Source organism: Ensifer sp. BR816, assembly GCF_000378985.1.
In the GTDB taxonomy this organism is placed as follows: Bacteria; Pseudomonadota; Alphaproteobacteria; order Rhizobiales; family Rhizobiaceae; genus Sinorhizobium.
This window is the reverse complement of sequence record NZ_KB905370.1, coordinates 601,955-621,488: the sequence shown is the minus strand read 5'-3', so window position 1 is coordinate 621,488 and position 19,534 is coordinate 601,955. Positions and strand designations below refer to the sequence as shown.

At 63.1% G+C, this 19,534-nt stretch carries 19 protein-coding genes; 15 read left to right on the top strand and 4 right to left on the bottom strand.

Translation table 11 applies throughout. From position 1 onward, the window contains the following. Positions 1-37: 37 nt before the first annotated feature. The 10 genes from trpS to RHIBR816_RS0102885 all read left to right on the top strand — a co-directional run bounded on the left by trpS (position 38) and on the right by RHIBR816_RS0102885 (position 9,088). A complete protein-coding gene (trpS, locus tag RHIBR816_RS0102930; protein WP_026186580.1) occupies positions 38-1,102 on the top strand; it encodes a tryptophan--tRNA ligase in 1,065 nt (354 codons plus the stop codon). A gap of 52 nt (positions 1,103-1,154) precedes the next feature. Continuing rightward, entirely contained in the window at positions 1,155-1,646 is a 492-nt protein-coding gene (locus RHIBR816_RS0102925; RefSeq protein WP_026186579.1) for a universal stress protein, read from the top strand. Positions 1,647-1,747: 101 nt separating this feature from the next. Continuing rightward, positions 1,748-2,314, top strand: a complete 567-nt coding sequence (locus tag RHIBR816_RS0102920; protein WP_018235034.1) for a NifU family protein — start codon at positions 1,748-1,750, stop codon at positions 2,312-2,314. A gap of 330 nt (positions 2,315-2,644) precedes the next feature. Beyond that, complete coding sequence (tsaB, locus tag RHIBR816_RS0102915; protein WP_018235033.1) at positions 2,645-3,313, top strand: tRNA (adenosine(37)-N6)-threonylcarbamoyltransferase complex dimerization subunit type 1 TsaB; 669 nt, start codon at positions 2,645-2,647, stop codon at positions 3,311-3,313. Positions 3,314-3,391: 78 nt separating this feature from the next. After that, positions 3,392-3,889 carry a GNAT family N-acetyltransferase gene (locus RHIBR816_RS0102910; protein ID WP_018235032.1) on the top strand — a complete coding sequence of 166 codons (498 nt, stop codon included), beginning with the start codon at positions 3,392-3,394 and terminating at the stop codon, positions 3,887-3,889. A gap of 36 nt (positions 3,890-3,925) precedes the next feature. Next, positions 3,926-4,741, top strand: a complete 816-nt coding sequence (locus RHIBR816_RS0102905) for a 1-acyl-sn-glycerol-3-phosphate acyltransferase (RefSeq protein ID WP_018235031.1) — start codon at positions 3,926-3,928, stop codon at positions 4,739-4,741. A 78-nt stretch (positions 4,742-4,819) separates the two neighbouring features. Beyond that, the gene (gene miaB / locus RHIBR816_RS0102900; RefSeq protein WP_018235030.1) at positions 4,820-6,220 is read left to right on the top strand and encodes a tRNA (N6-isopentenyl adenosine(37)-C2)-methylthiotransferase MiaB; all 1,401 of its coding nucleotides are present in this window, start codon (positions 4,820-4,822) and stop codon (positions 6,218-6,220) included. Between the two features lie 115 nt (positions 6,221-6,335). Then, positions 6,336-7,391 carry a PhoH family protein gene (locus RHIBR816_RS0102895; RefSeq protein ID WP_026186578.1) on the top strand — a complete coding sequence of 352 codons (1,056 nt, stop codon included), beginning with the start codon at positions 6,336-6,338 and terminating at the stop codon, positions 7,389-7,391. Positions 7,392-7,408: 17 nt separating this feature from the next. Beyond that, positions 7,409-7,915 (top strand): rRNA maturation RNase YbeY, encoded by a 507-nt coding sequence (gene ybeY, locus RHIBR816_RS0102890; RefSeq protein WP_018235028.1) that lies wholly within the window; start codon positions 7,409-7,411, stop codon positions 7,913-7,915. A gap of 12 nt (positions 7,916-7,927) precedes the next feature. Beyond that, the gene (locus tag RHIBR816_RS0102885; protein ID WP_018235027.1) at positions 7,928-9,088 is read left to right on the top strand and encodes a hemolysin family protein; all 1,161 of its coding nucleotides are present in this window, start codon (positions 7,928-7,930) and stop codon (positions 9,086-9,088) included. A gap of 37 nt (positions 9,089-9,125) precedes the next feature. Here RHIBR816_RS0102885 and RHIBR816_RS0102880 read toward each other — a convergent pair whose 3' ends face one another. Continuing rightward, the gene (locus RHIBR816_RS0102880; RefSeq protein WP_018235026.1) at positions 9,126-9,701 is read right to left on the bottom strand and encodes an NYN domain-containing protein; all 576 of its coding nucleotides are present in this window, start codon (positions 9,699-9,701) and stop codon (positions 9,126-9,128) included. Between the two features lie 405 nt (positions 9,702-10,106). Here RHIBR816_RS0102880 and lnt point away from each other — a divergent pair, with 405 nt between their 5' ends. From lnt to RHIBR816_RS0102860, 4 genes are all read left to right on the top strand, one after another. After that, positions 10,107-11,702 (top strand): apolipoprotein N-acyltransferase, encoded by a 1,596-nt coding sequence (gene lnt, locus RHIBR816_RS0102875; RefSeq protein WP_018235025.1) that lies wholly within the window; start codon positions 10,107-10,109, stop codon positions 11,700-11,702. 146 nt (positions 11,703-11,848) lie between these two features. After that, on the top strand, positions 11,849-12,262 hold the full coding sequence (locus RHIBR816_RS0102870) for a helix-turn-helix domain-containing protein (protein WP_018235024.1): 414 nt from the start codon (positions 11,849-11,851) through the stop codon (positions 12,260-12,262). Between the two features lie 223 nt (positions 12,263-12,485). Next, the gene (metK, locus tag RHIBR816_RS0102865; RefSeq protein ID WP_018235023.1) at positions 12,486-13,754 is read left to right on the top strand and encodes a methionine adenosyltransferase; all 1,269 of its coding nucleotides are present in this window, start codon (positions 12,486-12,488) and stop codon (positions 13,752-13,754) included. 336 nt (positions 13,755-14,090) lie between these two features. Further along, positions 14,091-14,789: a tRNA (guanosine(46)-N(7))-methyltransferase TrmB gene (locus tag RHIBR816_RS0102860; protein ID WP_018235022.1), complete on the top strand. Its 699-nt coding sequence runs from the start codon at positions 14,091-14,093 to the stop codon at positions 14,787-14,789. Positions 14,790-14,988: 199 nt separating this feature from the next. Here the strand turns inward: RHIBR816_RS0102860 and RHIBR816_RS0102855 are convergent, their stop codons facing one another. Beyond that, complete coding sequence (locus RHIBR816_RS0102855; RefSeq protein WP_012706639.1) at positions 14,989-15,246, bottom strand: DUF1150 family protein; 258 nt, start codon at positions 15,244-15,246, stop codon at positions 14,989-14,991. A gap of 49 nt (positions 15,247-15,295) precedes the next feature. Then, positions 15,296-15,727, bottom strand: a complete 432-nt coding sequence (locus tag RHIBR816_RS0102850; protein ID WP_018235021.1) for an Hsp20 family protein — start codon at positions 15,725-15,727, stop codon at positions 15,296-15,298. A 247-nt stretch (positions 15,728-15,974) separates the two neighbouring features. Between RHIBR816_RS0102850 and RHIBR816_RS0102845 the strand changes: the two genes are divergently transcribed. Next, complete coding sequence (locus RHIBR816_RS0102845; RefSeq protein WP_018235020.1) at positions 15,975-16,919, top strand: nucleoside hydrolase; 945 nt, start codon at positions 15,975-15,977, stop codon at positions 16,917-16,919. Between the two features lie 79 nt (positions 16,920-16,998). Here RHIBR816_RS0102845 and RHIBR816_RS0102840 read toward each other — a convergent pair whose 3' ends face one another. Further along, positions 16,999-19,377 (bottom strand): methyl-accepting chemotaxis protein, encoded by a 2,379-nt coding sequence (locus RHIBR816_RS0102840; protein ID WP_026186577.1) that lies wholly within the window; start codon positions 19,375-19,377, stop codon positions 16,999-17,001. Positions 19,378-19,534: the final 157 nt, after the last annotated feature.

The window sequence follows — 19,534 nt, the reverse complement described above, 5'->3', positions numbered from 1 at the left end:
CAATCGGTGGGCCCTCCACAAGCCCGATGGGGACGACATGAACGAATTCAAGCCGCTCGTATTTTCCGGCGTGCAACCGACCGGCAATCTGCATCTCGGCAACTATCTGGGCGCGATCCGCAAGTTCGTCGCGCTGCAGGAGAACAACGACTGCATCTATTGCGTCGTCGACCTCCACTCGATCACCGCGCAGCTCGTGCACGAGGACCTGCCCGGCCAGATCCGCTCGATCGCGGCCGCCTTCGTCGCCTCCGGCATCGACCCGGAGAAACATATCGTCTTCAACCAGTCGGCGGTGCCGCAGCATGCCGAACTCGCCTGGATCTTCAATTGCGTCGCCCGCATCGGCTGGATGAACCGGATGACGCAGTTCAAGGACAAGGCCGGCAAGGACCGAGAAAACGCCTCGCTCGGCCTGCTCGCCTATCCGAGCCTGATGGCGGCCGACATCCTCGTCTACCGTGCCACACATGTGCCTGTTGGCGACGACCAGAAGCAACACCTCGAACTCACTCGCGATATCGCCCAGAAGTTCAATATCGACTTCATGGAGCATATCCGGGTGCGCGGCTACGGCGTCGACATCGTCGTCGGCGAAGAGCCGATCCATGCCTATTTCCCGCCGGTCGAGCCGCTGATCGGCGGCCCGGCGCCGCGCGTCATGTCGCTGCGTGACGGCACGAAGAAGATGTCGAAGTCCGATCCATCCGATCTGTCGCGCATCAATCTGATGGATGACCCGGAGACGATCGCCAAGAAGATCCGCAAGGCCAAGACCGATCCCGATGCGCTGCCGAGCGAAGCGGAGGGGTTGAAGGGCCGTCCGGAAGCCGAAAACCTCGTCGGCATCTATGCGGCGCTTGCCGACCGGACGAGGGACGAGGTTCTCGCCGAGTTCGGCGGCCAGCAATTTTCGGTCTTCAAGCCGGCCCTCATCGATCTCGCCGTCGAGGTGCTGTCGCCGATCACCGGCGAAATGCGCCGCTTGATGGACGATACGGCGCATATCGACGCGATCCTCAGGAATGGCGGCGAGCGTGCGCGGGCGAGGGCGGAAAAGACCATGCGCGAGGTTCGCGAGATCATCGGCTTCTTGCAGTAATCCGCCGAAATGAGATCTTGCGGGACGCGTGCGGCGATGTAATGTTCGCCGCATGGTTTCTGCCCGACTCTCACGAATGGAAGGTCATCGCCGCAAGTTCATGGCGGTGATCGACGACACGCCCGAATGCGGCCGTGCCGTGCACTATGCAGGCATGCGCGCGAAGAACTCGAATGGCGGTCTCGTGCTGCTCTACGTGATCGCCGACGCCGACTTCCAGCAATGGCTGGGTGTCGAGGAAATCATGCGTGCGGAGGCGCGCGAGGAGGCGGAGGCGACGCTCGCCAAGGTCGCCCAGACGGTGCGCGAGCGGATCGGCATCGAGCCCGAAATCGTCATTCGCGAAGGTATTGCCACGGACCAGATCTACGCGCTGATCGAGGAAGATCGGGATATCGCCATCCTCGTGCTTGCCGCGGGATCGGCCAAGGAAGGCCCTGGCCCGCTGGTATCGTCGATTGCCGGGAAGGCGGCGGCCTTTCCCATTCCCGTCACGGTCATTCCCGATCTCCTGACCGATCAGGAGATCGACGCGCTGACCTGACCTCTACAGCGCCCTTGCGGGGCCGAGGCGATGTCCCTATATTCTTTTGAACCATTCTAAAGAGCCGGTTGAGACGCGTTCCCGGCGCAACGGAGTCAATCATGTTCATCCAGACCGAAGCCACGCCGAATCCGGCCACGTTGAAGTTCCTGCCGGGCAAGGTGGTGATGGAGAGCGGTACGGCCGAATTCCGAAGCGACGACGAGGCGCGCGCCGGTTCGCCACTCGCGGCGCGTCTGTTTGCGATTCCCGGCGTGACCGGCGTCTATTTCGGCTACGACTTCATCACGGTCAGCAAGGTAGGGCAGGAATGGCAGCATCTGAAGCCCGCGATCCTTGGCTCGATCATGGAACACTTCATGTCCGGCCAGCCGATCATGTCGGGCGCCAGCCGGGCTGAAGAGACCGACCAGGAAGACGAGTTCTATGACGAAGGCGACGAGGCGATCGTCGCCACGATCAAGGAACTGCTCGATACGCGGGTGCGGCCGGCCGTCGCCCAGGACGGCGGCGACATCACCTTCCGGGGTTTCAAGGACGGCACCGTGTTCCTGAACATGAAGGGGGCGTGCTCCGGTTGCCCGTCCTCGACCGCGACGCTCAGGCACGGCGTGCAGAACCTGCTGCGCCATTTCGTGCCCGAGGTCGAATCGGTCGAATCGGTCTGATCCGAAACCGGCCGAGTGGGCAATGGGCGAGCGGCACCGCTTCGGAACCGCTCTTCCTGCCTCGATTCGGATCGTAGCGATTTCAGGCTGACCGCAGCCCTGCAAGATTTCGGGATACCTAACGACAGGCAAAGCCTTGTAGGCTTCGCGAGTCGCGCCTACAGCGCCGCGCGTCTGATAAGACGCGCAAGGGTCGCTGTAGCACTTTGAAATACTGTATGTTTCCTCACGTCGGCTAACCTTCAAGGAAACATGCAGTCGCGGCAGGGGAGAAGTGTCTTCGCGGCGTTCGGGCGGCGAAGCGGATGAGCGAGGTCGTGACGGCTGAAAATGTTGGTTCTTGCCATCGATACATCGGGTAGTGGTTGTGCCGCGGCGGTCTACGACGGTGCGGCGGGCGAGGTTCTTGCCCGTGCCGGTGAGGACATAGGTCGCGGTCATGCCGAGCGCCTGATGGATTTCGTCGATGAGGCGCTGCTCGCCTCCGGCAGGCAGCTTGCTGAGATCGACCGCATCGCCGTAACCATAGGACCGGGATCGTTCACCGGCATCCGCGTTGGCGTCGCGGCGGCGCGTGGCCTGGCACTTGCCCTTGGAAAGCCGGCAGTCGGCATCACCACGCTTCAGCTCGTGGCGGAGAGCGCCAGGGAGAAGCAGCCGGGCCGGCCGGTGCTCGCAGTCATCGATGCGAAACGTGACGAGGTCTATGTCCAATCGTTCACCGCGCTCGGCGAGCCGGGAGGGGAACCCGAAATTCTGCCGCTCGGCGCGGCGCGCGACCGGTTTTCCGGCTTTGCCGGCGTCCTTTGCGGTTCCGGCGCGTCTCTTGTCGCCGCGGCTGAGACGGTTGGCGGGCCGGACGAGATCGACATTGCACTCGTCGGCCGGTTGGGCGCGGCGGCCGATCCAGCCTCGGCCAATCCGAAACCGCTCTATCTGCGCGGCCCCGATGCGAAGCCTCAGGCCGGCTTCGCGGTGACGAGGGCGACCGCAGGATAGGCCCGTGCAGTCAACCGAAATAGCGGGCCGGCACCCTTCAGGGGAGCGGCACCGTCGAGCCGGATACGTAGGACCGAGATGAGCTTCACCGACTATTTCACTCGCCGGACTGAATTCGACATCTTCCCGCTGGAGGAGGCCGACCTCATGGCCGCGGCAGCGCTGCACGGCCAGCGTTTCGCGGCGCCGTGGAGCGACGGCGAAATTCACGCGCTCCTGCTGCAGGACACTGTTTTCGGCTTCGCCGCCCGCCAGACGAATGGCACGATCCGTCCGGCCTTCGGCGGCTTCGTGCTGTCGCGTGCCGCCGCGGGTGAGGCCGAGATCCTGACGATCGGCGTTGATTCGCGCTTCGCCCGTTCGGGCCTCGGCTGGCGGCTGATGCAGGCCGTGATGCGCGAGGCGTTCGTCAAGGGCGCCGAGACGCTGTTCCTCGAGGTCGACGAGACGAACCTGGCGGCGATCGGCCTCTACGGCAAACTTGGCTTTGCCAAGGTCGGCGAGCGCAAGGCCTATTATCAGGCAACGCTCGGAGCGCGCACCGCCGCCCTTGTCATGCGGCTCGATCTTCGCTAGTCCCATCCAAGTGGTCGGATCAGAGAGTCTTTCCGGATGATCAACTGGGTACGGGTCGCGCTCTACGCCGTCTTGCTCGCGATCGTTTCTATCCTGCTGATGCCGGTCCAGATCATCTGCCTTTGGCTGGATCTGAAGCCACGCCGTTTCCTCCCACGCTTCTGGCATCGCATCGCCTGCCGCTTGCTCGGCCTCCGCGTTCGGGTGCACGGGGAACTGGACCGGCGGCGGCCGCTGCTCATCAGCGCCAATCACGTCTCCTGGAAGGACATACTGGTCCTGTCGTCGGTCGCCGATGTGGTGTTCGTGGCTAAGTCGGAGGTCAAGGGCTGGCCCGTCTTCGGCCTCCTCGCCCGGCTCCAGGCTTCCGTCTTCATCGAGCGCGACCAGAAGCGCACGACCGGTGACCAGGTGAGCGAGATCGGGCGCCGGCTCGCGGACGGCGAGGTCGTCGTGCTGTTTCCGGAGGGCACGACTTCGGACGGCAACCGCCTTCTCGAGATAAAGACATCGCTGTTCGGCGCTGCCGCCTCGGCCGTGCCGCAGTCGCCGACCGGTGTCGTGCATGTGCAGCCGGTGGCGATTTCCTATACGGGCATCCATGGCATGCCCATGGGCCGCTACTACCGACCGATCGCAGCCTGGCCGGGCGACATCGGGCTGCTGCCGCACCTTGTCGGGGTCCTGCGGGAAGGGGCGATCGATGTGGAAGTGGATTTCGGCGAGGCCGTGGATTACGACCGGCACTCCAACCGCAAGACCATCAGCCGTCTCGTCGAGCAGCGGATCCGCAACATGTTGTCGGACCGGCTGAGGGGCCGGGCGCCGGCCCGCGAGAGAACCGCGGCCTAGAAATAGCGAGCCGCCCGCCGCCTTGGATCCTCCCCGAAAATACTTCAACTTTGGGCCGCTTTGCACTAAAGAACGCCCATGACCCAGGAAACCGCTCTTCTGCCGAAATCCCCCGTTGCGGGCGACGAAAACGCGCCGGCGCGCAAGGTCTTCGTCAAGACCTATGGCTGCCAGATGAATGTCTACGATTCCGATCGCATGTCCGATGCGCTCACGCGGGACGGCTACGTCGCGACGGACGTGCTGGAGGATGCCGACTTTGTCCTGCTCAACACCTGCCACATCCGCGAGAAGGCCGCCGAAAAGGTCTATTCCGAACTGGGCCGCCTGCGTGAATTGAAGAAGGCAAAGGCGAGCGAGGGCCGCGAAATGGTGATCGGCGTCGCCGGCTGCGTCGCCCAGGCCGAGGGCAACGAGATCCTGCGCCGCTCGCCGGCCGTCGACCTGGTCATCGGCCCGCAAACCTACCACCGGCTGCCCGAAGCGTTGAAGCGGGCAAGGAACGGCGAGCGCGTCGTCGAGACGGACTACGCCCTCGAGGACAAGTTCGAGCATCTGCCGGCGCCGGACAACGCGAAGACACGTTTGCGCGGGGTCACCGCCTTCCTCACCGTGCAGGAGGGATGCGACAAGTTCTGCACCTTTTGCGTGGTGCCCTACACCCGTGGCGCCGAGGTCTCGCGGCCGGTGGCGCAGATCCTCGCCGAAGCGGAAAGACTGGTCGATGGCGGCGTGCGCGAGATCACGCTGCTCGGCCAGAACGTCAACGCCTGGCACGGAACGGGACCGGACGGCCGTGATTGGGGCCTCGGCGATCTGTTGCGGCGTCTCGGCGAGATCGACGGCTTGGCACGCCTGCGCTACACGACCAGCCATCCGCGCGACATGGACGAGAGCCTGATCGAGGCACACCGGTCGATGATGAAGCTGATGCCCTATCTGCATCTGCCGGTCCAGTCCGGCTCCGATCGTATCCTGAAGGCGATGAACCGGCGCCATACGGCGGCCGAATATCTCGCCCTCGTCGAGCGCATCCGCGCCGTCCAGCCGGACCTCGCCCTTTCCGGCGATTTCATCGTCGGCTTCCCCGGCGAGACCGAGGAGGATTTCGAGGACACGATGCGCCTGGTCGCGGCGGTGGGTTATGCACAGGCATTCTCCTTCAAATATTCGAGCCGTCCTGGCACGCCGGGGGCCGACCTCAAGGATCAGGTTTCCGAGGACGTGAAGGCCAAACGCCTGGAAAGATTGCAGACTTTGCTCGTCAACCAGCAGCGCGACTTTGCCGCCGGCTGCGTCGGCAGGGAGATCGATCTGCTTCTGGAAAAGCCCGGCCGCATGCCGGGCCAGCTGGTCGGCCGCTCGCCCTGGCTGCAGCCCGTGAATGTTGATGCAAAACGATCGCAAATCGGTGACATTATCAAGGTACGAATCACCAAGGCCGGCTCGAACAGCCTGTTTGCCGAGGTGATCGAATAGGGCAGAGGCACGAGATGCGTTCTCGGGAGCTTTTGCTGAGTTACGGTGTTAGAACGTTCTCTGCGCGTCATTTTACGCGCGGCGCTGTAGATCAAGAGCGAGGAGCCTGAACCGCTTGAACGGACACGAAATGATTTCATCCTCATCGCGCCATTCGAAGACAACCGCGACAGACGCCAATCACTTCGTGCTCACCTTTGAGAACAACCGGTTTGCCAGCGAGCTCTTCGGCCAGTTCGACCAGAATTTGAAGCTGCTCGAGGAGCGGTTGCGTGTCGATGCCCGACCGCGCGGCAATTCCGTTGCCATCTCTGGCGATGTCGTGGCGACCAATCAGGCGCGGCGCGCGCTCGACTATCTCTATGGAAGATTGCAAAGTGGGGCCTCGATCGATACGTCCGACGTCGAAGGGGCAATCCGCATGGCGGTCGCTGCCGACGACCAGTTGCAATTGCCGACCATGGAGCGCAAAGCCAAGTTGACGATGGCGCAGATTTCGACGCGCAAGAAGACGATCGCTGCGCGCACGCCGATGCAGGACGCCTATATCCGTGCGCTCGAGCGGGCCGAACTCGTCTTCGGCGTCGGCCCGGCCGGCACCGGCAAGACCTATCTCGCCGTCGCCCATGCCGCCCAGCTTCTGGAGCGCGGCGCGGTCGATCGCATCATCCTGTCGCGGCCGGCCGTCGAGGCGGGCGAGCGTCTCGGCTTCCTGCCCGGCGACATGAAGGAGAAGGTCGATCCCTATCTGAGGCCGCTCTACGACGCGCTCTATGACATGATGCCGGGCGACAAGGTCGAGCGGGCGATTTCGGCGGGCGTCATCGAGATCGCGCCGCTGGCCTTCATGCGCGGGCGCACGCTTGCCAATGCTGCCGTCATCCTCGACGAGGCGCAGAACACGACATCGATGCAGATGAAGATGTTCCTGACCCGCCTCGGCGAAAACGGCCGGATGATCGTCACCGGCGACCCGAGCCAGGTCGACCTGCCGCGCGGCGTGAAATCCGGTCTTGTCGAGGCGCTGCAGATCCTCAGGGGCGTGGAGGGCGTGTCGGTCATCCGCTTCAAGGATGCCGATGTGGTGCGCCATCCCATGGTGGCGCGCATCGTCAGGGCCTATGAGAGCCATACGGCCGTTCACGATGAAAGCGAACAGAGCGATCGCTGACGCGGTCGCGAGCGATCATGACGGCTTTGGATATTCAGATCAGCGTCGAGGAGGGGGACTGGCCGTCGGAGGACGAGCTCGAGACCTTTTCCAGCCGCATTCTCGGTGCGGCCGCGGATTTTCTCGCCGCAGAAGAAAAGCAGCCGTTCCCGGGCCAGCCGCCGGAACTGTCCTTGCTCTTCACCGACGATCGGTCGATCAGGGAGATCAACGCCGAGTGGCGCCACCAGGACAAGCCGACCAATGTGCTGTCCTTCCCTGCCTTTCCGGTGGTGCCCGGCAGGGTGCCGGGGCCGATGCTCGGCGACATCATCGTCGCCTATGAGACGCTGAAGCGTGAAGCGGAGGAGTTGGAGAAGCCATTCGAGGAGCATCTGACGCATCTTCTCGTGCATGGATTCCTCCATCTTTTCGGCTATGATCATATCGAGGACGACGAAGCGGAAAGAATGGAAGGGTTGGAGACTCGCATTTTGGCGCGTCTTGGCCTATCTGATCCCTACGGGGGCCGACCCCCGGGTTGACAGTTTGGAACAATGAGCGACTTCAAGACACAGCCGGCAACGGTTGCCAGCGAGGAGGCCGATGCCTCCGGCGATGCCGACGCGGGCAGTAGTAGTATCACCGCCCGAGCAGAGGGCAACAAACCAATCTCATCCTTCTGGAGCCGTGCGGCCCGCCTGTGGCGCGGTGCGGGGGCGTCGAGTCTGCGCGAGGATCTCGCCGACGCGCTGATGACGGATGCCGACAGCAACACCGCGTTTTCGCCCGAGGAGCGGGCGATGCTCAACAACATCCTTCGCTTCCGCGAGATCCGCGTCGAGGATGTGATGGTGCCGCGCGCCGACATCGAGGCGGTGGATCAGAGCATTACGCTCGGCGAGCTCATGGTTCTCTTCGAGGAATCCGGACGCTCGCGCATGCCGGTCTACAGCGAGGGGCTCGACGATCCGCGCGGCATGGTCCATATCCGGGATCTGCTGGCCTATGTGACCCGGCAGGCCCGCAACCGCCGCCGCAACGGCCGGGCGCAGCCCGCAACCGCCGCCGACAAGGCTGAGAAGACGCCGCGCCAGCCGAAGCCGAGTTTTGATCTCTCGCGCGTCGACCTGAACAAGACGGTCGAGGAGGCGGGCATCGTCCGCCAGGTCCTCTTCGTGCCCCCTTCGATGCTCGCCTCCGACCTGATGCAGCGCATGCAGGCCGCGCGCATCCAGATGGCGCTCGTCATCGACGAGTATGGCGGCACGGACGGCCTCGTCTCGCTCGAGGATATCGTCGAGATGGTGGTCGGCGACATCGAGGACGAGCATGACGACGACGAGGTGATGTTCGCCCGCACATCGGACGACGTTTTCGTGGCGGACGCGCGTGTCGAGCTCGAGGAGATTGCCGAGGCGATCGGACCGGATTTCGACGTGCGCGAGCAGCTCGAGGACGTCGACACGCTCGGCGGCCTGGTCTTCGCGTCCCTCGGCCGCATTCCGGTTCGCGGCGAAGTGGTGCAGGCCATTCCCGGTTTCGAGTTTCAGATTCTCGACGCCGATCCGCGTCGCGTCAAGCGCGTGCGCATCATGCGCAAGCGGCCGCCGGCGCGCCGCCGGGCGGTCAAGCCCGAAAAGGAGACCTTGCCCGAAGCACCGCCGGCAAACGGTGGCGGTCAGGCAAACGTCCTCCCTCCGTCTTCGGCGGAGTGATCGCGGCGTCGCTGCACGCTTCCGCGCTATTCGGTTGTCAGGAATTGACGCTTTCGTCGGTCGGCTTGACCGACCGAGCCATCCCCTGTGGATGGCGATCGATCTCGCTGCGCAACGAGGTGAGGTCGATGAAGTGGTCGGCCTTGCGGCGCAACTCGTCGGCGATCATCGGTGGTTGGGTCGAAAGCGTCGACACCACGGTAACCTTGCGGCCCTTGCGCTGCAGCGCTTCGACGAGCGTGGTGAAATTGCCATCGCCGGAGAAGAGGACGTAGTGGTCGACGACGTGACACAGGTGCATGGCGTCGACCGCGAGCTCGATATCCATGCTGCCCTTGATCTTGCGCCGCCCCAAGGCGTCGGTGAATTCCTTGGCCGGTTTGGTCACGACCGTATAGCCGTTATAGTCAAGCCAGTCGATCAGCGGCCGGATCGAGGAAAACTCAAGGTCTTCGATCAGCGACGTATAGTAATAGGCCCGCAAGAGATAGGCGCGGTTCTGGAATACGCTCAACAACTTCCTGTAGTCGATGTCGAAGCCCAGGCTCTTCGATGTCGCGTAGAGATTGGCGCCGTCGATGAAAAGCGCGACTTTTTCGCGGGAATCGAACATGGTGACCCCCTGTTATCTGTTTGGATCGCCTGCACTGATTTGGCTTGCCTGCACTGAGCCCGTTGCCCGGGCGGTGCCTATGCCAAACTAATGGCATCGTACCCGCGATGGAACAACCTGCAGTGGCCGATGCAAAGATTTCGACAACTGTGGTTAATCCTCAATCATCATATCTCAACCAGTCAGCGAGGTCATCCGGGTGATCGCGCTCCCTTCATGTCGCCATGATCGCCGGGCAATCGATCTTGATCTGTTGCCGTGAGACAAGGCGAGCAACGCCTGCAGTTTCCCTCTCCTGAAACAACGGTCGCGGCCACGGGACAAGCGGACGGTTTTTTGGAAAACTGCCGGCAATGATTCGATCTTCCGCGTCCGGCCCGTGCGTCCGGCGCCAATGGAGGCTGCATGGAAAGACTGGCAGGCAAGATCATATTGCTCTCCGGAGCGTCTCGCGCATTTGTCGGCTTCCTCTGCGGTCTCCTGGCAATGTTCGCGCAGCCGCCTTTCGGCATCTTCGCCGCGGCCTTCGTTTCCTTCCCGATGCTCGTCTGGCTGATCGATGGGGTAACGACGCATCCGGACGACGGTGTTGTTCGACGGCTCCTGCCGGCCGCTTCGATCGGCTGGAGTTTCGGCTTCGGCTATTTCCTTGGCGGTCTCTGGTGGCTCGGCAACGCTTTTCTGGTCGAAGCGGACCTCTTCGCCTGGGCCCTGCCGCTAGCCGTCGTCGGCCTTCCCGCCTTTCTCGGCTTGTTCTATGCGCTGGCAGTGGTCATTGCCCGCGGCCTCTGGTCCGATGGCATCGGTCGCATTGCGGCTCTTGCCGTCGGCTTCGGCGCCGCCGAATGGCTGCGCAGCTTTCTCTTCACGGGGTTTCCCTGGAACGCGATCGGCTACGCGGCCATGCCGATGCCGCTGATGATGCAGTCGGCGAGTGTCCTGAATGTTGCGACGATCAACATGCTGGCGGTCTTCGTGTTCGCCGCCCCGGCCCTCATCGGCACGGGCAAGGGCGCTCGGATCGGCCTTTCCTTCGCAGCCGCGCTGTTCGCCGCGCATATCGGCTACGGCTATTACAGGCTTTCACTGCCGGCGCCGCAGCCACTGACCCCGGAACGCACCGTTCGCCTCGTCCAGCCGGTGATCGACCAGGCGAAGAAGATGGACGATCGCGAGCGCGCGGCGATCTTCGAGGAGCATCTGGCCCTCACGGCCGCACCGCCGCAGGCGGGCGGCAAACGGCCGGACGTCATCGTCTGGCCGGAAACCTCGATCCCTTTCATCCTGACGGACAATCCCGATGCCCTGACCCGCATCGCGGAGGTCCTCCAGGAGGGGCAGATTCTCGTGGCCGGCGCCGTGCGCGCCGAGGATGCGGGGGCGGGCCTGCCGCCGCGCTACTACAATTCGATCTATGTCATCGACGACCGTGGCCAGATCGTCAGCGCGGCGGACAAGGTACATCTCGTTCCGTTCGGCGAGTATCTGCCCTTCGAGGACGTTCTCAATTCGTGGGGGTTGAACTCTCTCGCCGCGTCGATGCCCGGCGGCTTCTCAGCGGCATCGAACCGTTCGATCCTGACCTTGCCCGGCGGCAGGACCTTCTATCCACTGATTTGTTACGAGGCGATCTTCGCCGAAGAGATCGACGGCAAGGCGAGCCTGGCCGAAGCGCTCCTGAACGTCACCAATGACGCCTGGTTCGGCGACACGCCCGGGCCGCGCCAGCATTTTCATCAGGCGCAACTGCGCACCGTCGAAACCGGAGCGCCGATGATCCGCGCCGCCAATACCGGTATATCAGCAATTGTTGATGCACGTGGTGTTTTAGTGGTAGGATTGGGATACAATTACAAGGGAGTGGCCGACGCAATTCTGCCGGGCAAGATGCCCACGACGACTGACAGCGCAACGCGTGGCAGGATTTTCTGGTTCACGGGCGTTTTTCTATTGTTGGTTGCGGCAATCTCGCGCAGGAGTTTAAATTTTCGGAAGAATTGACGTAAAACCCCTAAAATTGCATAGTGGTTCTTACCATCAACCCATGCCTGCCACTGGAGCCCTGCTTTCGCTGGCAGGCTGTTTGTCATGTGCCATGGCAATGACGAGTTGTGGCTTATCGAAACAGCGTGTTCAGGAACGCGACTATGGTTGAAAACAAGAAGAAGCCGAACCCGATCGACATTCATGTCGGTAGCAGGATTCGCCTTCGCCGGACGATGCTTGGCATGAGCCAGGAGAAGCTCGGCGAGAGTCTGGGGATCACATTCCAGCAGATCCAGAAATACGAGAAGGGGACGAACCGGGTTGGTGCGAGCCGGCTGCAGAACATATCCTCCATCCTCAACGTCCCGGTCTCGTTCTTTTTCGAGGACGTTCCGGGCGAGGGCGGCGGATCCGGCCTGGCGGAACCATCGAGCTCGAATTATGTGGTGGACTTCCTGTCTTCCTCCGAAGGCCTGCAGCTCAACCGGGCATTCGTGAGGATCTCCGACCCGAAGGTCCGGCGCAAGCTGGTCGATCTTGTGAAAGCCCTGGCGGCGGAGGCCGAGAGCGAATAGCGGAGCTTTCCGATCCTTCGAAAAAGCGGCCCAGGGCCGCTTTTTTCGTATGCGCTGGTCCCTGCTGAGACAGTTTTTGCCCTTCGGCGCGGCTTCGGGCAATGCCGTTCCATCCACCCTGGCAATACTGATATAAAGATATATTTATGTCCTTGTGCGCTTGTTTTTCGGCGGCAAAACCACTAACAGTGAACCCGCTTCTTTCATTGAGGGGACTTCCCGTATGCGCGCAAACTACCTGTTCACCAGCGAATCCGTTGCCGAAGGTCATCCGGACAAAGTGTGTGACCGCATTTCCGACGAGATCGTCGATCTGGTCTACCGCGAAGCGGCGAAATCCGGCGTCGACCCCTGGACCGTGCGCATTGCCTGTGAAACGCTGGCGACGACCAACCGCGTCGTCATTGCCGGTGAAGTCCGCCTGCCGCCGAGCCTTCTGAAGAAGGACAAGAACGGCAACGACGTCATCAACCCCTCGAAGTTCAAGGCCGCCGCCCGCAAGGCGATCCGCGACATCGGCTACGAGCAGGACGGCTTCCACTGGAAGACGGCGAAGATCGACGTGCTCTTGCACTTCCAGTCCGCCCATATCGCACAGGGCGTGGACAATGCCGCCGACAAGCAGGGCGAGGAAGGGGCTGGCGACCAGGGCATCATGTTCGGCTATGCCTGCCGCGAGACCGCCGAGCTCATGCCGGCGCCGATCTACTATTCGCACCGCATTCTCAATCTGCTCGCCGCTGCCCGCAAGAAGGGCGAGGGCGATGTCGCCAAGCTCGGCCCGGACGCCAAGAGCCAGGTGACGGTGCGCTATGTCGATGGCAAGCCGACCGAGGTGGTCTCCATCGTGCTTTCGACCCAGCACCTTGACGATAGCTGGGACTCCGCCAAGGTCCGCAAGGTCGTCGAGCCCTTTATCCGCGAGGCCCTGGGCGACCTGAAGATCGCCGACGACTGCACCTGGTACATCAATCCGACCGGCAAGTTCGTCATTGGCGGTCCGGATGGCGACGCCGGCCTCACCGGCCGCAAGATCATCGTCGACACCTATGGCGGTGCTGCCCCGCACGGCGGCGGCGCCTTCTCCGGCAAGGACACGACGAAGGTCGACCGCTCGGCCGCCTATGCCGCCCGCTATCTGGCGAAGAACGTCGTAGCAGCCAATCTCGCGGAGCGCTGCACGATCCAGCTCTCCTATGCGATCGGCGTCGCCCAGCCGCTGTCGATCTATGTCGATCTGCACGGCACCGGCAAGGTCTCGGAAGATCAGGTCGAGAAGGCCATCCGCCAGACGATGGATCTGTCGCCGACCGGCATCCGCCGCCACCTCGACCTCAACAAGCCGATCTACGCCAAGACCTCCGCCTATGGCCACTTCGGCCGCAAGGCCGGCCGCGACGGTTCCTTCTCCTGGGAGAAGCTCGATCTCGTCAAGCCGCTGAAGGAAGCGATCTCGCTCGACACGACGGCGATCAACAGCCGCGCCGCCTAGCGCATCGGCCCGAAAATCGGGACCCGATTTTCGGAAAGCTCGATGCGTAGATTCAACGACTTACAGCGTCCTTTGTGCGTCCTAAAGGACGCACGGCTCTGAAGGCCTTTCTGCGGGAGGCCAGGAACCTCTCGCACTGAAGACGACGCCACGGCGTGGGTCCGGCGAAGATGACATCAAAACGGGGCGGATGCTCGCAATGAGCCTCCGCCCCGTTTGTTTGTGCGGGAATGTCTGAACGTTCCGGAGCCTGCGTCTGGACATGCCGAACTCGATCATGTTTGTGATCGTCGATCGAATGAACCCCTAGCCGTCCTGACCCAAGGAAGTATTGAGATGACCGAACCGCGCCGCGCCAGAGCAACAGAGGCCTTCTTCGGTCGCCGCAAGGGCAAGCAGTTGCGGGAGCGCCAAGCCGCCCAGCTCGAAAATTTGCTGCCGGTCCTGAGGCTCGACCTGAACGAGCCGGCGCCAGACGACCTGTCGGCACTTTTCCCCGCAGCGGTGAAGCAGATCCGGCTGGAGATCGGCTTCGGCGGCGGCGAGCATCTCATCCATCGGGCAGCGGAGGATCCGTCGACCGGATTCGTCGGTGTCGAGCCCTTCATCAATTCCATGGCAAAGCTGCTTGGCCAGATCGAGGCGAGAGAGATCGACAATGTTCGGCTCTATGACGACGACGCGACCCAGGTGCTGGATTGGCTGCCAGAGGCCTCCGTCGATCAGGTCGACCTGCTCTATCCCGATCCCTGGCCGAAGCGGAAGCACTGGAAGCGGCGCTTCGTCTCGAAGGTCAATCTCGACCGCTTCGCGCGCGTCCTGAAGCCGGGCGGCCTCTTCTGCTTCGCCTCGGACATCGACAGCTATGTCAATTGGACGCTCATCCATTGCCGCGATCACGCCGCCTTTGACTGGACGGCGGAAAGATCGGCGGACTGGCTGACCCCGTTTGCCGGCTGGCCGAGCACGCGCTACGAGGCCAAGGCCCGACGGGAAGGCAGAAGCTCGGCCTATCTGACGTTTCGTCGCGCCTGAAACCCCTTCGCTTTGCCCTCTCCTCGGGTCTAAACCCGAGGACTAACCCTCTTGCCGCCAGCGGGGCGAGGGGACACGCTCAAATGATCGGCCTTTGCGGCGGGCGGAAGCAGCGCCGGAGGTCCCTTCTCCCCGTCGGGACGAGGAGAAGGTGGCGGCAGTCGGATGACGGGCGGAATTCAAATGTATTTGCACGTCATCAATGCAGGCTGACGGTGCGAAGGTCGTCCTCGGCGGCCTTGAAGAAGGTACTCGAACGGTTGTCGGTCAGGAGGATCGGCGTGCCGTCCGCCGCGAACAGGGCCCAGAGATCGATGCCTGGTCCCATCTCGGGCGCTTCCGGAAAGCAGCGGGAGACCTCCTCCGATCGCATCTTGCGGATATAGCCGACTTCGCCCGCGCCGAGATGCGCAAGGTCGTTCTTCGACAGCGATGAGGTGATGGTTTTCAGTCCCATGGTGATGCTCCGTGGTCGCCGGCGCGGGAGGAAAATCCCGCCGGTTATCCTATTCTGGGACCGAAATATTAATTTTCTTTACCATACGGACCGGCTCGGGGCGCACCAGATCGACCGAAAGAAGACCGTTGCGCAACTCGGCGCCGAGCACTCGCATGCCGTCGGCAAGCACGAAGGTCCGCTGGAACTGCCTGGCGGCGATGCCGCGATGAAGGTAGTCCCGCTCGCCGGTCTCGACCTGGCGGCCGCGGATGACGAGCTGATTTTCTTCCGTCGTCACCTCCAGATCCTCGTCGGAGAATCCGGCAACGGCGAGGGTGATCCGCAGCCGGTCCGGCATGTCGGCAGCACTATCGCCGCGAATGCGCTCGATATTGTAGGGGGGATAACCGTCGTTCGCCTTGGCGATCCGCTCGAGGGTCTTTTCCATGCTGTCGAAGCCCACCAGGAGCGGGCTCGTAAAAGGCGTAATCCTGCTCATTCCCAAGTCCTTGTGAGTTCAAGCGACCATTTTTCGGACCTGCCAAGCAGCATCCCTTGGAACGCAATATGGTAGCTGTGCGCAATGAGTGCAAGCGGCTTGCCTCGGGCGCGCACGCAAATCATAGTCCGCTGCGAAGTCCTAAATCCCGGCGCAGGCGAAGGCCGCTGCATGGTATTTTCGCTTCGCCGGCTCGTTGAACCCGACCGGGTCATGGCCGAGGCCATCCGGCTCGCAGGAGGAAGACGTGACAAACGCGAGAAAGATCATCATCGACACGGATCCGGGGCAGGACGATGCGGCTGCGATCATGCTCGCCTTCGGCAGTCCGGAGGAAATCGACGTGCTCGGCATCACCGCCGTTGCCGGCAACGTGCCGCTTACGCTGACGACGCGCAACGCACGGATTGTTTGCGAGCTCTGCAACAGAACCGACATCAAGGTCTTCGCCGGTGCCGAGCGGCCCGTGGCGCGGCCGCTAGTGACCGCCGAGCACGTGCACGGCAAGACCGGGCTCGACGGCCCCGTGCTCAGCGAGCCGACGATGGCTCTCGAAGAGCAGCACGCCGTCGATTTCATCATCGAGACGCTGCTTGCAGAAGCGCCGGGCGCGGTGACGCTCTGCACGCTGGGCCCGCTGACGAATATCGCCCTGGCGCTCACCAAGGCGCCGGAGATCGCACCGCGGGTGCGGGAACTGGTGATGATGGGCGGCGGCTTCTTCGAAGGCGGCAACATCACGCCGGCCGCCGAATTCAACGTTTATGTCGATCCGGAAGCCGCCGAGATCGTCTTCCGCTCCGGCATCCCCATCGTGATGATGCCGCTCGACGTGACGCATCGTGTTCTCACCCACAAGGTCCGTGTCGAAAAGATCCGCGCCATCGGCAGCCCGGCGGCGGTGGCGCTCGCAGAAATGCTGGAGTTTTTCGAGCGCTTCGACATCGAGAAATACGGCACCGACGGTGGGCCCCTGCACGATCCGACGGTGATCGCCTATCTGTTGCGGCCGGAGCTCTTCACCGGTCGCGATTGCAATGTCGAGATCGAGACGACGTCGGCGCTGACGACGGGCATGACGGTCGTCGACTGGTGGCAGGTGACCGGCCGAAAGCACAATGCCAAGGTCATGCGCCATGTCGACGACGAGGGCTTCTTCGAGCTTCTGACGGATCGCCTGGCACGCCTCTGACAGCCCGCAACGGCGTCGACCGCCTCAGAAACGAAAATGGCGCCGCTCGGGCGCCGTTTTCAGTTTCGTGCCGCTCCGATCAGAACTCTTCCCAACTGTCCTGGGCAAGGGCGTTGGCACCCGAGGTCTGGGCGGGAACGCGGTGAGTCGGGGCCGGATGGCCGGCGCGTGCCGCCGGCCTTGTCGGCTGGCTCTCCGCGGCGACGGGGCGGTGAGCCTCTGCGGTCCGCATCCTGGAGGCGGCGCCGCGCAGCATCTCGGAGGAGGACTGGGCGGCTGTTTCCCGGGCAACCCGGAACCTCGAGACCAGCGCGCTCAGCGTGCGGGCCTCCTCGTTCAGCGTCATGCTGGCCGCCGTCGTCTCTTCGACCATCGCGGCATTCTGTTGCGTCACCTGATCCATCTGGTTGACGGCCGCGTTGATCTCCTTGAGCCCGACTGCCTGCTCCGAGGCGGAGCTGGAGATCTGGCGGATGAGGCCGTTGATCTGCACGACCTGCTCGGCGATCTTCTTGAGCGCACCGCCCGTCTTGCCGACCAGATCGACGCCCTCGCGCACCTGTCCGGCCGAGGTGTTGATCAAGGTCTTGATCTCCTTGGCGGCATTGGCCGAGCGCTGCGCGAGTTCGCGGACCTCCTGCGCGACGACCGCAAAACCCTTGCCGGCCTCGCCGGCGCGGGCCGCCTCGACGCCCGCATTGAGCGCGAGAAGGTTGGTCTGGAAGGCGATCTCGTCGATGACGCCGATGATGCGGCTGACCTCGGTCGAGGACTGCTCGATGCCCTGCATCGCCGCAATCGCCTTCTGTACGACCTCACCGGACTCAGCGGCGTCGCTGCTCGCCAGTTCGACGGATTTTGCCGCGACCTTGGCGTTTTCGGCGCTGGCATCCACCTGCGACGTCAGCTGGTCGAGGGCGGCCGCGGTTTCCTCCAGGCTTGCGGCCTGCTGCTCGGTACGATGCGAAAGGTCGTTGGCGGCGCTGGAGATTTCGCCGGTGCCGCTGCCGATGTTGACGACCGAGTGGTTGACGGTGCGGATCGTCTCTTCGAGGCTCCCCATCGTCGCATTGAAGTCGCGCTTCAGCTGGGCGTATTCGCCCGGGAACTCGTCGGCGATCCGGTAGGCGAGATCGCCGGAAGCGAGGTGCGAGAGACCTTTGCCGAGGCGGGCGACGATGTCGCGCTGCAGCGCGCCGGTTTCGGCCCGCTCGTTTTCCGAGCGGCCGCGCTCCAGTTCGGCCTGTTCGCGCTCGTGACGGGCCTCGGCTTCGAGGCGCTTGGTGTCGGCGAGCCGATGGCGGAAGCCTTCGAGGGCCTTGGCGACCGAGCCGGTCTCGTCGAAGCGATCCTGCCCGGAGATCGGCTGTGCGTAGTCGCCATTGCTGAGCGTTTCGACGTCGCGGACGAGTCCGGCGAGCGGCTTCTGGACGAAGCGGCGGACGGCGAGATAGAGGCCGGCGAGCACGGCTGCGAGAACGACGATACCGCCGATGATCATCATATAGGTCTGATCGTTGACCGGCGCATTGATGGCGGTGCGCGGCACATCCACGAGGATGACCCAGCTGGCGTTCACATTGGGCAGCTTGAAGGGATAGACGACGCGGTCAAAGGGCGCGTTCCCGTCATAGGTGAGGTTCTTGATCATGCCGGAAGCATCGGACGACAGCGCCTTCTCGATGACGTCCGCACCCTCGCCTTCATAGTCCTTCATGATGAGATCGGGGATGGGGGCTGCGAGCCACTTGCCGCTCTGCGACAGAAGGTAGACACGGCCCGAACCGAAGGGCTTCAGCGTTCCGAGCCGGTCGGCAAGCGAGGCGAGCGAGATGTCGACGCCCGAGACGCCGATCATCTTGCCGTCGGACAGCACCGGATAGGCGATCGACGTCATTGTCGTCGGAACGTCGGTGCCTTCGGCCATGTAAGGCTGGGTGATGGCGCCTTTGCCGCTCTTGGCGGCCAGCGCGTACCATTCGGCCGCATAGTCGGCACGGAAGGTCGAGAGCTGCGCCTGGCCGTTGCGGTCCTTCGACCAATAGGGCGTGAAGGCGCCGTCCGCATTGCCTCCGAGTTCGGTGTTGTTGACGACGTCCTTGCCGTCGAAGGCCTTAGGCTCTTCGGCGAACCAGCTGCCGAAGGCGAAATCATGCTGATCGAGGTTGGCCTTCAGCAGATTGATGGCGCCGGCACGGTCGGTCGATTTTCCGGCATGGCCGCGGCCAAGCACGCCCGACATTGTGTTGGCGGCGGCGGCCAACTCTCCGACGCTGCCGGCGATATCGGCGGCAATCGCGCGGGCCTCCGTCTTCGCGCCGTCGAAGACGAGCGTTTCGACACGATCCTGGGTCTGCGAGATAAGAACGAAATTCGACGCGAGCAACACGAGAGCGATCGTGCCGCCCGTGACGGTGATCAGCTTGGTGGCCAGCGATTTCGCATGGAAGTTGAACATGAAATCCTCACGCACTGAGAGGTCCGCAGGTTTGCGCCGCGGCATGACATTCCAAAATGTGGGTGAAGCTCCATCATGGAGCGCGTGATGCCGACCGGCATGAAGGAGCCGGCCCGATGCAAGTGGGCCGTCTCGCAATCTGGATAAATCATCAAAG

What these genes read in the sequence shown, in the direction of transcription:
- RHIBR816_RS0102855 (WP_012706639.1), bottom strand. Translation starts at nt 15,246, where the DNA reads ATGGGACTGAAAACCATCACCTCATCGCTGTCGAAGAACGACCTTGCG.
- tsaB (WP_018235033.1), top strand. Translation starts at nt 2,645, where the DNA reads ATGTTGGTTCTTGCCATCGATACATCGGGTAGTGGTTGTGCCGCGGCG.
- RHIBR816_RS0102870 (WP_018235024.1), top strand. Translation starts at nt 11,849, where the DNA reads ATGGTTGAAAACAAGAAGAAGCCGAACCCGATCGACATTCATGTCGGT.
- RHIBR816_RS0102860 (WP_018235022.1), top strand. Translation starts at nt 14,091, where the DNA reads ATGACCGAACCGCGCCGCGCCAGAGCAACAGAGGCCTTCTTCGGTCGC.
- RHIBR816_RS0102910 (WP_018235032.1), top strand. Translation starts at nt 3,392, where the DNA reads ATGAGCTTCACCGACTATTTCACTCGCCGGACTGAATTCGACATCTTC.
- trpS (WP_026186580.1), top strand. Translation starts at nt 38, where the DNA reads ATGAACGAATTCAAGCCGCTCGTATTTTCCGGCGTGCAACCGACCGGC.
- metK (WP_018235023.1), top strand. Translation starts at nt 12,486, where the DNA reads ATGCGCGCAAACTACCTGTTCACCAGCGAATCCGTTGCCGAAGGTCAT.
- miaB (WP_018235030.1), top strand. Translation starts at nt 4,820, where the DNA reads ATGACCCAGGAAACCGCTCTTCTGCCGAAATCCCCCGTTGCGGGCGAC.
- RHIBR816_RS0102840 (WP_026186577.1), bottom strand. Translation starts at nt 19,377, where the DNA reads ATGTTCAACTTCCATGCGAAATCGCTGGCCACCAAGCTGATCACCGTC.
- lnt (WP_018235025.1), top strand. Translation starts at nt 10,107, where the DNA reads ATGGAAAGACTGGCAGGCAAGATCATATTGCTCTCCGGAGCGTCTCGC.
- RHIBR816_RS0102920 (WP_018235034.1), top strand. Translation starts at nt 1,748, where the DNA reads ATGTTCATCCAGACCGAAGCCACGCCGAATCCGGCCACGTTGAAGTTC.
- RHIBR816_RS0102905 (WP_018235031.1), top strand. Translation starts at nt 3,926, where the DNA reads ATGATCAACTGGGTACGGGTCGCGCTCTACGCCGTCTTGCTCGCGATC.
- ybeY (WP_018235028.1), top strand. Translation starts at nt 7,409, where the DNA reads ATGACGGCTTTGGATATTCAGATCAGCGTCGAGGAGGGGGACTGGCCG.
- RHIBR816_RS0102925 (WP_026186579.1), top strand. Translation starts at nt 1,155, where the DNA reads ATGGTTTCTGCCCGACTCTCACGAATGGAAGGTCATCGCCGCAAGTTC.
- RHIBR816_RS0102880 (WP_018235026.1), bottom strand. Translation starts at nt 9,701, where the DNA reads ATGTTCGATTCCCGCGAAAAAGTCGCGCTTTTCATCGACGGCGCCAAT.
- RHIBR816_RS0102850 (WP_018235021.1), bottom strand. Translation starts at nt 15,727, where the DNA reads ATGAGCAGGATTACGCCTTTTACGAGCCCGCTCCTGGTGGGCTTCGAC.
- RHIBR816_RS0102885 (WP_018235027.1), top strand. Translation starts at nt 7,928, where the DNA reads ATGAGCGACTTCAAGACACAGCCGGCAACGGTTGCCAGCGAGGAGGCC.